The following is a 13194-nucleotide window of genomic DNA, read 5'->3' on the forward strand; positions in this document are numbered from 1 at the left end:
GGGTCAGGTCCTGTCGAACAGGATCACGTTTCGCTTGGCCGATCCGGTTTTGGTGTCGGCGATGGCCTCGTTGATCTGATCCAGTGACCAGCGGCCCGAGATCAGCTCATCCAGTTTCAGCCGCCCCTGCTTATACAGGTCCACCATCCAGGGTATGTCGCGCTGAATGACCACGTCGCCCATTTTCGACCCGACAACGCCCTGACCCAGGGCTGCCAATACAACGGGTTCATAGCTGGCCATGTCACCGGAATGTGGCATCCCGATCATGATCGCCTTGCCGCCGCGCCCAAGATAGCGCGGGGCCTGATCATAGGCGGGAATCGCGCCGACAGTGATCAGAACGGCATCGGCGCCGCGTCCCCCCAGCGCCCTGTATGCGGCTTTCCATGGTTGATCCAAGCTGGCGAGGACGCCGTGGGTTGCGCCGAACTCCTTGGCGATCTCAAGCTTTTCTTCGGTCATGTCCACGGCCACGATCCGCCGCGCGCCTGCAATCCGCGCGCCTTGAATTGCGTTCAGGCCGACACCACCCGCCCCAATGACCACCACGTCCTGACCGGGGCGCACGCCCGCCGCATTCACCGCAGCGCCGACCCCAGTAATTACACCGCAGGACAGCAGGCTGGCCAGTTCCTTGGGCAGGTCATCCGGGATTTTGACGATCTGGCGGTGGCTTACCACGACCTTTTCGGCAAAGGCCCCGCATGCCATCGCCTGTTCGAGCGGGCTGCCATCGCCTGTTTTCAACGGACCTTTGACAGTATCGTAGGGCGTTTCGCAAATAGTCGGTTGCCCGCCTGCGCAGGCAGGGCAAGACCCGCAGGCGCGGATCAGGGTCACCACCACTGGGTCGCCGACCTTGAAGTCCCCGGCCGCCTCTCCGACCGCGCTGATCACGCCTGCGGCTTCGTGCCCGTAAACGGCTGGCAGGAACCCTCCCCATGCGCCGTCGGCATAGGAAATGTCCGAATGGCAGATGGCCACGGCCTCCAGTGTCACCTCGACCTCGCCCGTGCCGGGGGGGGCCAGATGAACGTCTTCGATCACCAGTGGTTCGCCAAATGCCCGGCAGACTGCGGCTTTGATTTTTTGCATGTTTTCCCTCATTCCCGTTGGGTTCACGGTGGCGCGGGAAAAGGCGGCTCGCAAGGCAGAAACCGCCATTTGCATGTCGTTGTTACGCTACGACAGGCCGGGACCGTCTAAACAGAAGAAATCCTGCCAGCATCAACAAGAGTGCCAACAGAAAAGGGGCGCCGGGCAGGTAGAGCGGGGTGTCGGGTCGAATGAACTGCGCGAATACGCTGGTCATCACCAACGGTGAGATCACCATGGAAAGCGCATGCAACGCAGTCAGGACACCTTGCAATTCGCCTTGCTGCGAATCTGGTGTGGCCCTTGACATCATTGCCTGAAGGGCGGGCGTGATGACCGCCCCAATGGCGGTAATTGGGATGAGAAGCAGTGCGATCAGGCCGTTGGTCAGAAAGGCCAGAATGGCGAAGCTTATGATTTCGAAAACCATGCCATAGATGATTGTACCCCGCTCGCCCAAAAGCCGGATGGCCGGGCGGATCAGGCCGCCTTGCACGACGGCCATGCCGATACCATAGACACCAAGCGACAGGCCGATCATCTGCGCGGACCAACCGAAGCGCTCGGTCGTGAAGTAAGACCAGATGGCGGGATAGACGTAGATTGAAACCGAATACAGGAAATAGACCCACAGCATCGGCCGGATTCCCGGCAATGCTGCAATGGCGCGAAGCGAGTTCACCGGATTTGCACGCCGCAGGTTGAATTCACGCCGGTTCTCGGCGGTCACTGTTTCGGGCATCACGAAACAGCCGATGCAAAAGGTCAGCGCCGCCAACCCTGCCGCAGCCCAGAATGGCGCCCGGGTTCCAAATTCGCCAAGCAATCCGCCGATCACCGGACCCAGGACAAAACCTACGCCAAAAGCGGCACCCAGAAGGCCGAAATTTGCGGCCTTGTCTTTTGGGTCGGACACATCCGCCATGAAAGCCGCCGCTGTAGAATGGGTGGCCGCCGTGATGCCTCCAATGATGCGTCCGACCAGCAAAAGCCAGATGCTGCCCGCCACGGCCATGACCATGTAGTCCAGCGCCATGACGAACAGGGACACCAGCAATACCGTTCTGCGTCCGTAAGCATCGGACAGGTTTCCCAGAATGGGTCCGAAGATGAATTGCATTGCCGCAAACGCAGTACTCAGCACACCGCCCCAGATTGCGGCATTGGCCAGGGTGCCGCCCTGAACCTCGACAATCAGTTGCGGCATGATCGGCATCACAAGGCCAATGCCCATGGCATCGATCATGACGATGCTGAGGATGAAGAAAAACGGCAGACGCATAGGACCTGAACAAGTGAGTTGTGTGCGGCACCCTAGGCGCGCCCGACGAATGAGGGAAGAGAGAGTTCGCCCTCATGCCCCATCTCGTCGCGACAGGTTGCTAAAGTTCGTTTGCCAGTTCGGTCAAAAGCTTGGCCAATTCCTGCGGATGTGAAAAAAAAGGTGAATGTGAGCTGTCGATTGCGCGCCGAAGATCTTCGGGAACGCAGGCACTCATGTCTGCCTGGTACTCGGTTGGAATCGTGCGGTCATCGGTTGTTCGGATATAGGCCTTGGGGACTTTGGCAAAGCGCGGACCAACCGGCAGCGGTGTTTCTTGTGGATGGATGGCTTGCGGACACAGGCGCGCGTATGCATATGGCAGGATGTCGTCCGGGCAATCGTGATAAAACAGCTCTGGGATGGCATCCACGGATACGGTGTAGGAAAGCCCGTCCGCAGATTTTTCCACTGCGTGCGCAATGGTTTGCCGTGGCCCGCGCCTGCGCATTTCCGCCATCGAAAGACCATCCCGAGGGACATAGGCACACAGGTAAACCAAGGCGCGCATTGCATTTGGGCGCGCCTCGGCCGCGGCGCTGATCGGAAAGCCGGCCCAGGAATGGCCGACGACAATCGTATCGGGTTTACAGGCGTTCAAAATGGCATCGCGGCAGCTGTCCAGCGTGACGTCGGCAACCGGTGTGGGATCTGCACCATGGCTGGGCATGTCGATGGCGCGGGCGGTATGGCCCAGGGCTTCCAAAGCGGGGATCAGGTCGCGCCAGCACCAAGCACCGTGACACGAGCCATGGACCAACAGGAAGGATGCCATTGTCATTCTCCTTCAGACATGTCCGATTTCGGTCAGAAATCCGGTCAGGATTTCTGCGTATTCCGCGGGTTTCTCAACACAAGGCAAATGCCCTGCGCGGCGCATCAGCTGGAACCGGGATCCGGGAACCAGATCAATCGTTTCCCGCACCAGATCGGGTGGGGTCGATCCGTCTTCGCTGCCCGCAATCCCAAGCGTGGGCAGGCGCAGGCCGCTTGTGGGCGTATAAAAATCGGTACCGGCAATGGCGGCACAGCAGCCCAGATACCCTTCGACTGGTTGGCTGACCATCATATCGCGCCAAGGCAGGTGGTTTTGCGCGCGGCGGAATTCGCGCGAGAACCAGCGCTCCATCGTGGCATCGGCCAGAGCTTCGATCCCGCCCTCTCGCACCGCCTGAATGCGCTCTTGCCAGATCGAAGGCGTGGCGATCTTGGCAGCGGTATTCGACAGCACCAGCGCACGTATCTGGTCCATGCGTTTGACCGCCAGCCCTTGTGCGATCATCCCGCCAATCGAGAGGCCGACAAAGACGCAATCGCGAACCTGAAGATGATCCAGCAGCGCCTCTGCATCCCGCACCAAAGCGCCCATCGAATAGGGTGCATGGGGCACCGAGGATTGCCCGTGCCCGCGCTTGTCATATCGGATGATGCGCAGCCCGTCGGGCATGTATGGCAGCACCGCGTCCCAAAGATGCAGGTCGGTTCCCAGGGAATTGGCAAACACAATGGGTGCACCGTCCGGGGGGCCGTCGATGCGATAGTTCAGTTTCACGTCGCCCAGATCAGCGATCATCATGACAAAGGTCCTTGTCGTCACGGCGGTCCAGATGCAATTTGCACGGCTTTCGCACCCATGTCAGGTCAGGAATTCCAACGCCTTAGCAAATATTCCCGGATCGACATTCCCACCCGATGTGACGACGATCACGTCGTCGCCTTCGATCTCGTCGCCCCGGAAAAGGGCCGCGGCCAGTGCTACGGCACCACCGGGCTCCAATACGATCTTGAGGCGCAGAAAGGCATATGCCATGGCCTGCAACGCCTCGTCTTCAGTGACAGAGAGTCCGGGCCCACAAAGACGATGGAGGATCGGAAAGGTGATGTCGCCAGGCTGCGGTGTCAGGATCGCATCGCATATGTTGCCCGACGCCGCAGTGTTGTTTTGAATGCGACCTGACGCCAAGGATCGTTTGACGTCGTCGAACCCTTCCGGCTCACAGGGGCGCGCCCGCAATTTCGGCGCGTGTTTCTCCAGCGCCAGCGTAATGCCCGAGGTCAAACCTCCGCCGCCGCAACAGATCAGAACATCCGCCTGCGAAACCCCAAGTTCCGCTGCCTGCCTGGCGATTTCCAGCCCGGTCGTGCCTTGCCCCGCGATGACTTGCGGTTCGTCATAGGGGCGGATCAGGGTCAGACCACGTTCTGCCGCGATGGCTTCGCCAATCTCCTCCCGGCTTTCATTCGCGCGATCGTACAAAACGACTTCTCCGCCCAGCGCGCGGGTATTGTCGATCTTGAGTTGCGGCGCGTCCGACGGCATGACGATGACCGAGGCAATCCTGTGCTTCGAAGCGGCCATCGCAACGCCCTGCGCGTGGTTGCCCGATGAATATGCGATCACGCCGCGCTTGCGTATGCCCTCATCCAGCGCCGAAATGGCCGACCACGCGCCGCGAAACTTGAAACTGCCGGTATGTTGCAGACATTCCGGTTTGACCCAGATCCGGCGGCCCGCGAGGGTGTCGAGAAAGGGCGACGACAGGATCGGTGTTTCGCGGACGTGTCCTTTCAGCCGATCTGCGGCGGCTTCGATCATCTCAAGTGTGCTCATGCGGCGTTCTTCAATACCTTCTGTATCAGGTCCAGTGATTGGGGTTCGTTCAGGAACGGAACATGCCCGCGATCCGGTACCTCGACCGAGATCAGGCCAGGATGGCGACTGTGCATCTCGGCCAGAGTGGCCACGCCCAGAACATCGGAATTCGCGCCCCGGATCACACCGGTGGGAATGTCGCGCAAGGCTTCGAAGAACATCCATAGATCAGGGGCTGCCCCGCTTGCAGCTTGTTCAAGAAGCGCCTTGCGCAGGGCTGGATCGTATCGCAGCTTCAGCCCATCTTTGCGCGTTTCATACTGAAATTCTGCCTGTTTGCGCCAGGTTTCCAGTGGAACACCGGGAAATTGCGGCTCCATTACGTGTTTCAATGCGGCGGCGGCTTCATCATAGGTTTTGGCCGTGGGTTGCGCCCCCACGAAGGCCATGATCTTGGCGATACCTGACGGCTCGATTACCGGCCCCACGTCATTCAGAATTACGGCGGCCAGACGTTCAGGATGGCTTGCGGCCAGCGCCATGGCGATCAGTCCGCCGCGCGATGTTCCCAGAATAACTGCTTTCGCGATCCCCAGATGATCGAGCAGTTCAATCGCGTCATGGGATTCGCGAAAGATATTGTAGTTCATGTATTCGGGGTCGTATTCCGAACGCCCGCGCCCCCTGTAATCCATGGCGATCATGCGCAGGCCCGAGGCATGTGGCGCAAAAAACGAAAAATCGCGGCTGTTTCGGGTCAGACCGGCCAGACACAAAAGCGGCGTGCCGGTGCCGGTCTCTTCGAAATAAATGCGCCTGCCGTCCGTTGTCATGAACTCTGACATCAGAGACCGGCCAGTTTGGGAATCGAGGTCAGATCAGACAGCACATGCGCAGGTGTCCAGGGAAGGCGGTCCATGGGTTCACCAATCCGATTGACCCATGCGGTCACAAAACCGTACCCGCTGGCCCCGGCAGCATCCCAGCCATTCGAACTGACGAACAACACGTCACCGCGTGCGCAGCCAAACCTGTCTTGCACCAGATCATAGACGCGTGCATGGGGTTTGAAGACGCCGACGCTTTCGACCGACAGCACATCATCCAATACATCCCCGATTCCGGCGGATTTCACGGCTCCATCCAGCATGGGGGGCGAACCGTTGGACAGGATCGCCGTTTGCAGCCCGGCTTCCTTGAGGGCTTTCAACATGGCCGGAACTTCGGGATAGGCCTGCAATTCCCAATAGAGATCAAGCAGACGTTGGCGCAGGTCCGGGTCGCCTTGCAGGCCTGCGGCCTCCAGAGCCCAATCCAGCCCGTCCTGGGTGACGTCCCAGAAATCCGCATGTGCATCCGCCACGGCGCGCAGCCATGTGTATTGCAGTTGTTTCAGACGCCAATGCGCCGCAACTGTGGTCCACTTGTCTTTCAGGGCTTCGAAACCCGGCTCGTCTGCCGCCTGTCGGGCAGCGGCAGCAACGTCGAACAGTGTTCCGTAGGCGTCGAACACACAGGTCGTGATCGCCATATGATCCTCCTCTGATTGCGCGCAGGTTGGCACATCGGGGAATGGGGTGAAAGGGCCGAGGCTTTACAACATTGTGTCAACCTCTAGGGTTGGCTGCTTAACCCCTTAGAACGGCCGGAGGCCACGATGACTGAAATAAAACAGGGCGACACGGTTCGCATCCACTACACCGGGACGTTGCTGGACGGCAAAGTCTTTGACAGCTCGGACGGGCGTGATCCGCTGGAATTCGTGGTCGGGTCGGGCCAGATCATCCCAGGTTTGGACAGTGCCATGCCGGGTCTGTCCACCGGGGACAAGACGCGGGTCGAGATTGCCTGCACGGACGCCTACGGCCCGATCAACCCTGCGATGCGTCAGGAAATTCCCCGCGAAGGCATTCCAGACGACATCCCCCTGGATCCCGGGACACAGTTGCAGATGCAAACGCCAGAAGGTCAGGCCGTGCCTGTAACGGTCGTGGATGCCAACGAAGCCACCGTTACCCTGGATGCAAATCACCCGCTGGCAGGGCAGGATCTGATTTTCGAGATCGAAGTCGTTTCAGTCAACTGAGACATGTTTCGGGCCGGACGTCCGGCCCGGATATCACCCTATCAGAGCGTGAATCGCGGCCCGCACCTGTGGCTGCGTAAAGAAGACAAACACCAGCAACAGTGAAGTCAACGTAAGCAATAGCACCCTGGCCCGTTGGCCGAGAAAGCCGGGCTTTCGCCGGCTTTGCGTCGCGCGTGTATTGTTTGCAATGATTTGGTCAAGTTTGCTCATATCGATTACCTGCCGCGAAATGATGGTGAAATCTGGGCAGCGGCAGGGAAAGAAATAGTCACATGGCTTCGGGCTGTGGCATGCCTAGTACGTGGAAACCACCGTCAACGCGGATGATCTCACCCGTTGTGCAGGCGCCGGCATCTGACGTCAGGTACACTGCCGTTCCGCCGACAGCTTCAAGTGTGGCGTTAGAGCGCATCGGTGCATTCTGATCGCAGAATTTGTAGGTCTTGCGGGCACCGCCGATGGCTGCACCGGCAAGGGTTCTCATCGGCCCCGGGGAAATCGCGTTAACGCGGATGCCATCGGGGCCAAGATCGTTGGCCAGATAACGCGTTGCTGATTCCAGCGCAGCCTTTGCGACACCCATCACGTTGTAGTTGGGTACAACCCGGTTGGAGCCCTGATAAGTCAGGGTCAGCAGAGACCCGCCATTGTCTTTCATCAACGGATAGGCGCGGCGCGCGACCTCGATGAAGGAATAGGCCGAGACATCCATCGAATGCTTGAAATTTGCTCGTGTGGTATTCAGGAACCGACCTGTCAGCTCGGACTTGTCCGAATAGGCGATCGCATGGACCAGGAAGTCTATCGTTGGCCAGCGTTCGGCCAGCTCGCCAAAAGCGCGATCCAGCGACTCGTCGTCGGTGACATCCGCATCGACCATGAAATCGCTGCCCAGGCTCTGAGCCAGCGGCTCCAGCCGCTTTCCGAATGCCTCGCCCTGGTAGGTGAATGCCAGTTCGGCGCCAGCCTCGTGCATGGCCTTGGCAATGCCCCACGCAATCGAGCGGTCATTGGCCACGCCCATGATCAGGCCGCGTTTACCTTTGAGAAGATCCGACATTACTTTCACCCGTTATACCTTGACAGAACCATGGATCCGTTCGTGCCGCCAAAGCCGAAGCTGTTGGTCATGACACTGTCCAGTCCTGCGTTTTCAACCACTTGAGTTGCAATTTCACCGGGCTGAATGCCTTCGGCAAGCGTTTCGACATTGATGGATGGCGCAATGAAATCATTGTCCAGCATCAGCAGGCAGAAAATCGTCTCGAGCGCGCCAGCCGCGCCCTGAGCGTGGCCTGTCATAGACTTGGTCGACGAGATGGGGGGCACATTGCCTTCGCCAAAGATGCGGCGCACGGCCTCGACCTCACCCACATCGCCGACGGGGGTCGAGGTGCCGTGGGCATTGATATAGCCGACCTTGCGACCCTCGGGCACGGTATCCAGAGCAAGACGCATCGCGCGCTCGCCGCCCTCACCTGAAGGGGCAACCATGTCGTGGCCGTCTGAAGTTGCGGCATAACCCGTAACTTCAGCATAAATTTTGGCGCCGCGGGCCAGGGCGTGGTCCAGCTCTTCCAGAACAACGATTCCACCGCCGCCCGAGATCACGAAACCGTCGCGGTTTTCGTCGAACGCACGCGAGGCTTTGTCGGGTGTGTCATTGTATTTCGACGACATCGCGCCCATTGCGTCGAACAGGCAGGACAGGGTCCAGTCCAGTTCCTCGCCGCCGCCGGCGAACATCACATCCTGCTTGCCCAGCATGATCTGTTCGGCCGCGTTGCCAATGCAATGCAGCGAAGTCGAGCAGGCGGACGTGATCGAATAATTGATGCCCTTGATCTTGAATGCCGTCGCGAGATTTGCCGAAATCGTCGAGCACATGCATTTCGGCACGGCAAATGGCCCGATCCGTTTGGTCGCGCCCGTCTTCAGAACGGTCTGATGCGCCGTCAGCATGGCGCTGGTCGATGGTCCGCCAGAGCCCGCAACCAGTCCTGTGCGGGGATTGACGATCTGGTCTTCGGTCAGCCCGGAATCGGCAATCGCCTGGCTCATGGCGATATGTGCATAGGCGGCCCCGGGACCCATGAAGCGCAGTGTACGCTTGTCCACATGCTGGGCCACGTCGATCTTGAGCGTACCCGCGATCTGGCTGCGAAAACCATGTTCCGCCATCTGCTCGCTTGCCACGATCCCGGATTTACCTGCTTTGAGCGAGGTCAGAACTTCTTCGGCATTGTTCCCGATCGAGGATACAACCCCCAGACCGGTGACGACTACTCGACGCATGTGCGCACTCCTTGTTTCAGACCGTTCGGGCTCAGGCCTCGGATAGAACGACCTTCATGTCCTTGACATCATAAATCATCTCGCCATCGGCTTCGACAATGCCATCTGCCACACCCATTGTCAGGCGACGCGTTTGAATCGCTTTTTTGAAATCGATTTTGTACGTCAGCATCTTGCGGTCCGGGCGCACCATGCCGGTCAGCTTTACTTCGCCGACGCCGACGGCCATGCCGCGCCCCTGCCATCCACGCCAGCCAAGGTTGAAACCGGTCAGCTGCCAAAGCCCGTCCAGCCCCAGACAGCCCGGCATGATCGGGTTGCCCGGGAAGTGGCATTCAAAGAACCAAAGGTCGGGTGTGATGTCGAATTCGGCCAGCACATGGCCTTTGCCGTGCAGGCCGCCATCGGCAGAGATGTCGGTGATCCGGTCCATCATCAGCATCGGTGGGGCGGGCAATTGTGCGTTGCCGGGGCCAAATAACTCGCCGCGAGCGCATTTCAGCAGATCATCTTTGTCAAAACTGCTTGGGAACTGGGCCATTCTGCCGCCTTTCCTGCCGGGGGTCTGTCTTTATATCTGGCCTCGTCTAGCACCCGTTTGCAAGGTCCTGCAAGAGCGGTGCGCCACATCATGTTGTGTTGGTTCTTATCCTGCGAATGAATTTCATTTGTAATTGCCGGTGATGCGCCCCTATATATAAAGGCAGCAATAATGGGTATCGGATCGATGACACCTCAGAGCCGCGAAATCGCAACGGGTTGGCTGGTGAATGCCGGCTTGCGACCGACGCGTCAGCGCGTGGCGCTGGCCGAGCTTCTGGTGGGCGACGGCCGCCATCGCCATGTCACCGCAGAAAGCCTTTTTGAATCGGCAAAGGCGAATGGTGATGCCGTGTCTCTGGCAACGGTCTACAACACTCTGCGTGCTTTTTGCGATGCAGGTGTGCTGCAAGAAATCACAGTGGACGGATCCAAAAGCTATTTCGACACGAACACGCATGATCATCCCCATTTTTATTGGGAAGACGACGCAAGGCTAAGTGATGCGCCATCGGATCAGCTGGTCATTCAGCGTCTTCCCGAGGCGCCGGAAGGTGTCGAAATCGCGTCTGTCGATGTCGTCATTCGCTTGCGCAAGAAGTAATAGACCTTAAACGCCTGTCAGCCCGGCCACCAAAACACGTTCTGTCTTTTCTATGACCGTGTCAGAGGGTCCCGTTCCGTGCCGTGCCAGAACGACGGATTCTGCTGTGTCCGGATTGGCAATCGGCACGCTGACCAGATGCTTGTTGTCATAACTGAAGCTGCTGGGTGGGCTGGCATAGCTGATCCCGATTCCCTCACCATGAGCCGCAAGGCTGCGTTGAATCTCAAGGGATGCGGCCCGGTGCGCGACGGTAGGGCGCAGCCCGTGTTGGCGGAACAGGCCGAGAATGTGTTGAGCGGACAATCCTTCCGAAGACAGAATCAGCGGATAACCTTCCAGCGCTGCAAGGGTGACTTCTGTGGTTGCCGCCAACGGATGATCCGGGGACATCAAGGCCTTTGGTCTGCTGTCGAACAGCTTTGTACGGGCGAACCCCGCATCCATGGTCAGGTCGTATGTGATTGCGATGTCAATCTGGCCATCCATCAATCCATTCAGCAGCCCTTCGAAGGACCCGGCCACATACGTAAGGTTGATATCGGCGAATGTGTCGCGAAGAAGTTGCAGGGCCGGAGCCAACAGGAAGGGCGCCAGGTCCGTAAAGCAGCCCAATCTCAGTTTGGTTGTTTCCGGTACGGAGGTATCGGACGCCTCGATTCGGGCGGCATTTTTCAGCAGGACCTCGGCATTATCTATGAACGTACGCCCCTGAGGTGTCAGTGCCATGGCCGCCCCGCGCCGGCGGACGAACAGCGGATACCCCAAATGGGCTTCAACGCGCGTCAGCGCAGTAGACAAGGCCGGTTGTGAAACGTTGAGATGTTGGGCCGCCGCCGACAAACTGCCGTGACGCCCGACTGCACAGACATATTCATATTGGCGCAGCGAAATATATAACATGAGATTAATAATACCTTCGAAAGATATGATTTGAACAGAATACATTTTTCCCGGCAAAAACAAAAAAACTTCAGGAGCTTCCAATGCCACACCCTCTTGTTTCTCAGCAGATGATCGACACTTATCAGGCGGATGGCGTCGTACTGGTCAAAGGGCTGTTTGCCGATTACGTGGATCAGTTGCGGGACGGGGTGGCTGCGAATATGGCCGATCCCGGTCCGTATGCGTCCGAAAACGAGAAGGCCGGTGAAACAGGTCGTTTCTTTGATGATTATTGCAACTGGACCCGGATTCCACAGTTCCGCAAAGTGATTGAGACATCTCCCGCAGCCGAGGTCGCCGCGGATCTGATGCAATCGAAACGCGTTCAGATGTTTCACGATCACGTGCTGGTCAAGGAACCCGGTACGTCGATGGCGACACCATGGCATCAGGACGGTCCCTATTATTTCGTCGAGGGGCAGCAGACGATCAGCTTCTGGTCTCCGCTTGATCCGGTCAGGCAGGCCACGCTGCGTTGTGTTGCCGGGTCACACCGTTGGAAGAAAGAGGTTCTGCCGACCCGCTGGGTTTCCGAGGACGGCTTTTTCCCGGATGAAGGTCAGTACATCCCCGTGCCGGATCCGGATGCCGAAGGTATGAAGGTCATCGAATTCGAGATGGAGCCCGGCGATGCCGTTGCATTCAACTATCGCACGCTGCACGGCGCGCGCGGAAACCAGTCAGACAGCCGTCGCCGCGCCTTTTCCTTGCGGCTGGTTGGCGACGATGCCCGGTATGTAGAGCGCCCCGGCCGAACCTCGCCCCCGTTTCCCGGTCATGACATGACGCCGGGGCAGCGCCTGCGCGAGGATTGGTTTCCGATTTTGTTGCAGCGCCAGGCCGGCTCAGAACCACTGTCCTGATTCGATCAGTCCGAGATCCAGCAACTGGCGGGACTGCCATTCAAACGGTACCGAGTTGCGCCAGCGAAAGCTTCGGATGTCAAATGTTGACCCTGCATTGGATTTCAGCGCTTTCGCGGCCCGGAAGGAACAAATGGCGGCCGTCAGGTTGTGATGCCAGGGACAGGAATAGGTATTGTATTCCGGTTCGTTGAAGGTGTGGTCGGGCCTCAGCACCAGGTGCTTTTGCGCCTTGAACACTGCGATACGGTCGATCCTGCGACGTTCGTAGGGAATGTGGTCCTCGAACCGCCACCGCAACCCGCCTGAAAGATCCACCTGACGGTCCAGCGGTTGGCCGCTTGAGTCGTGGCGGGTATGGGCATAATACCCAGCGCTGTCGAACATGGCCTGATCGGGGGCCACGCCGTTGGGATGTGCGATGAGATCCTCTGCGTACAGGTCGATGACATAGCTGAGCATCGCATTGCGACGCTCTTCACTGTGAAAGACAAGCATCTCGCCGACGCTGCGCGTTTCGCAGTAGGGAAAAAACAGGTATTCGGCGTTGTAGCAATAATACATCCAGATACCGGGTGCGGCCTGAATGATCCTGTTTATGGTTTCGAAGACGACCAGCCGGGGAAAACACTTCAAACGGACCCGATGCACCTTGGCGGACAGGTCTTCTGTCAGGTGAAACTCGTCCGGTGCAAAGACGATGACGGATTTGAAGCCCAGCCTCAGATGATGGTGCAGCGTGCTGGCCAGCTCCACTTCGTCCTCGGCAAAAATCAATGCTACGGGGCCTTTGGCCAGTGCGGCCTGTCCCGATTTCAGGAAATGGTCGAGGGAATCGTACGTCAT

15 protein-coding genes are annotated in these 13194 nt (G+C 58.7%); 3 read left to right on the forward strand and 12 right to left on the reverse strand.

Annotated elements, in window-relative coordinates; genetic code table 11:
• Positions 1-3: 3 nt before the first annotated feature.
• The 7 genes from ACR0DJ_RS13740 to ACR0DJ_RS13770 form a co-directional block, all read right to left on the reverse strand.
• On the reverse strand, positions 4-1098 hold the full coding sequence (locus ACR0DJ_RS13740; RefSeq protein ID WP_480685319.1) for a Zn-dependent alcohol dehydrogenase: 1095 nt from the start codon (positions 1096-1098) through the stop codon (positions 4-6).
• 82 nt (positions 1099-1180) lie between these two features.
• Entirely contained in the window at positions 1181-2380 is a 1200-nt protein-coding gene (locus tag ACR0DJ_RS13745; RefSeq protein ID WP_425079837.1) for a TCR/Tet family MFS transporter, read from the reverse strand.
• A gap of 100 nt (positions 2381-2480) precedes the next feature.
• Positions 2481-3194, reverse strand: a complete 714-nt coding sequence (locus ACR0DJ_RS13750) for an alpha/beta fold hydrolase (protein ID WP_425079836.1) — start codon at positions 3192-3194, stop codon at positions 2481-2483.
• 12 nt (positions 3195-3206) lie between these two features.
• Positions 3207-3995 carry a 3-oxoadipate enol-lactonase gene (gene pcaD, locus ACR0DJ_RS13755; protein WP_425079835.1) on the reverse strand — a complete coding sequence of 263 codons (789 nt, stop codon included), beginning with the start codon at positions 3993-3995 and terminating at the stop codon, positions 3207-3209.
• 60 nt (positions 3996-4055) lie between these two features.
• Positions 4056-5030, reverse strand: coding sequence for a threonine ammonia-lyase (locus ACR0DJ_RS13760; protein WP_425079834.1), 975 nt, complete (start codon positions 5028-5030; stop codon positions 4056-4058).
• Positions 5027-5857 carry an alpha/beta fold hydrolase gene (locus ACR0DJ_RS13765; protein WP_425079833.1) on the reverse strand — a complete coding sequence of 277 codons (831 nt, stop codon included), beginning with the start codon at positions 5855-5857 and terminating at the stop codon, positions 5027-5029. The genes ACR0DJ_RS13760 and ACR0DJ_RS13765 overlap by 4 nt, the downstream gene beginning before the upstream one ends.
• Positions 5857-6543, reverse strand: a complete 687-nt coding sequence (locus ACR0DJ_RS13770; protein WP_257600173.1) for a haloacid dehalogenase type II — start codon at positions 6541-6543, stop codon at positions 5857-5859. The genes ACR0DJ_RS13765 and ACR0DJ_RS13770 overlap by 1 nt, the downstream gene beginning before the upstream one ends.
• A gap of 126 nt (positions 6544-6669) precedes the next feature.
• Here ACR0DJ_RS13770 and ACR0DJ_RS13775 point away from each other — a divergent pair, with 126 nt between their 5' ends.
• Positions 6670-7098, forward strand: coding sequence for an FKBP-type peptidyl-prolyl cis-trans isomerase (locus ACR0DJ_RS13775; protein WP_170344904.1), 429 nt, complete (start codon positions 6670-6672; stop codon positions 7096-7098).
• 271 nt (positions 7099-7369) lie between these two features.
• Here ACR0DJ_RS13775 and ACR0DJ_RS13780 read toward each other — a convergent pair whose 3' ends face one another.
• From ACR0DJ_RS13780 to fabA, 3 genes are read right to left on the reverse strand one after another with little or no spacing between them, the layout of a single operon-like run.
• The gene (locus ACR0DJ_RS13780; RefSeq protein ID WP_257600174.1) at positions 7370-8161 is read right to left on the reverse strand and encodes an enoyl-ACP reductase FabI; all 792 of its coding nucleotides are present in this window, start codon (positions 8159-8161) and stop codon (positions 7370-7372) included.
• 5 nt (positions 8162-8166) lie between these two features.
• Positions 8167-9396: a beta-ketoacyl-ACP synthase I gene (fabB, locus tag ACR0DJ_RS13785; RefSeq protein WP_170344906.1), complete on the reverse strand. Its 1230-nt coding sequence runs from the start codon at positions 9394-9396 to the stop codon at positions 8167-8169.
• 31 nt (positions 9397-9427) lie between these two features.
• Complete coding sequence (gene fabA / locus ACR0DJ_RS13790) at positions 9428-9937, reverse strand: bifunctional 3-hydroxydecanoyl-ACP dehydratase/trans-2-decenoyl-ACP isomerase (RefSeq protein WP_152457158.1); 510 nt, start codon at positions 9935-9937, stop codon at positions 9428-9430.
• A 186-nt stretch (positions 9938-10123) separates the two neighbouring features.
• Here fabA and irrA point away from each other — a divergent pair, with 186 nt between their 5' ends.
• Positions 10124-10540 carry an iron response transcriptional regulator IrrA gene (irrA, locus tag ACR0DJ_RS13795; RefSeq protein ID WP_170344907.1) on the forward strand — a complete coding sequence of 139 codons (417 nt, stop codon included), beginning with the start codon at positions 10124-10126 and terminating at the stop codon, positions 10538-10540.
• A gap of 6 nt (positions 10541-10546) precedes the next feature.
• Here irrA and ACR0DJ_RS13800 read toward each other — a convergent pair whose 3' ends face one another.
• Entirely contained in the window at positions 10547-11443 is an 897-nt protein-coding gene (locus tag ACR0DJ_RS13800) for a LysR family transcriptional regulator (protein ID WP_425079832.1), read from the reverse strand.
• A gap of 83 nt (positions 11444-11526) precedes the next feature.
• On the opposite strand from ACR0DJ_RS13800, the gene ACR0DJ_RS13805 reads away from it, so the two are divergent.
• Positions 11527-12348, forward strand: coding sequence for a phytanoyl-CoA dioxygenase family protein (locus ACR0DJ_RS13805; RefSeq protein ID WP_480685321.1), 822 nt, complete (start codon positions 11527-11529; stop codon positions 12346-12348).
• On the opposite strand, the gene ACR0DJ_RS13810 is transcribed toward ACR0DJ_RS13805, so the two are convergent.
• On the reverse strand, positions 12331-13194 hold the full coding sequence (locus ACR0DJ_RS13810) for a hypothetical protein (protein ID WP_480685323.1): 864 nt from the start codon (positions 13192-13194) through the stop codon (positions 12331-12333). The genes ACR0DJ_RS13805 and ACR0DJ_RS13810 overlap by 18 nt on opposite strands.

This window comes from Ruegeria sp. BF10, assembly GCF_056538725.1.

Excerpts from the sequence above, each read along its gene's own strand:
- ACR0DJ_RS13745 (WP_425079837.1), bottom strand. The coding sequence starts at position 2,380 with ATGCGTCTGCCGTTTTTCTTCATCCTCAGCATCGTCATGATCGATGCC.
- fabB (WP_170344906.1), bottom strand. The coding sequence starts at position 9,396 with ATGCGTCGAGTAGTCGTCACCGGTCTGGGGGTTGTATCCTCGATCGGG.
- pcaD (WP_425079835.1), bottom strand. The coding sequence starts at position 3,995 with ATGATGATCGCTGATCTGGGCGACGTGAAACTGAACTATCGCATCGAC.
- ACR0DJ_RS13780 (WP_257600174.1), bottom strand. The coding sequence starts at position 8,161 with ATGTCGGATCTTCTCAAAGGTAAACGCGGCCTGATCATGGGCGTGGCC.
- ACR0DJ_RS13810 (WP_480685323.1), bottom strand. The coding sequence starts at position 13,194 with ATGACGTACGATTCCCTCGACCATTTCCTGAAATCGGGACAGGCCGCA.
- ACR0DJ_RS13765 (WP_425079833.1), bottom strand. The coding sequence starts at position 5,857 with ATGTCAGAGTTCATGACAACGGACGGCAGGCGCATTTATTTCGAAGAG.
- irrA (WP_170344907.1), top strand. The coding sequence starts at position 10,124 with ATGACACCTCAGAGCCGCGAAATCGCAACGGGTTGGCTGGTGAATGCC.
- ACR0DJ_RS13760 (WP_425079834.1), bottom strand. The coding sequence starts at position 5,030 with ATGAGCACACTTGAGATGATCGAAGCCGCCGCAGATCGGCTGAAAGGA.
- ACR0DJ_RS13805 (WP_480685321.1), top strand. The coding sequence starts at position 11,527 with ATGCCACACCCTCTTGTTTCTCAGCAGATGATCGACACTTATCAGGCG.
- ACR0DJ_RS13775 (WP_170344904.1), top strand. The coding sequence starts at position 6,670 with ATGACTGAAATAAAACAGGGCGACACGGTTCGCATCCACTACACCGGG.
- ACR0DJ_RS13750 (WP_425079836.1), bottom strand. The coding sequence starts at position 3,194 with ATGGCATCCTTCCTGTTGGTCCATGGCTCGTGTCACGGTGCTTGGTGC.
- ACR0DJ_RS13770 (WP_257600173.1), bottom strand. The coding sequence starts at position 6,543 with ATGGCGATCACGACCTGTGTGTTCGACGCCTACGGAACACTGTTCGAC.
- fabA (WP_152457158.1), bottom strand. The coding sequence starts at position 9,937 with ATGGCCCAGTTCCCAAGCAGTTTTGACAAAGATGATCTGCTGAAATGC.
- ACR0DJ_RS13740 (WP_480685319.1), bottom strand. The coding sequence starts at position 1,098 with ATGCAAAAAATCAAAGCCGCAGTCTGCCGGGCATTTGGCGAACCACTG.
- ACR0DJ_RS13800 (WP_425079832.1), bottom strand. The coding sequence starts at position 11,443 with ATGTTATATATTTCGCTGCGCCAATATGAATATGTCTGTGCAGTCGGG.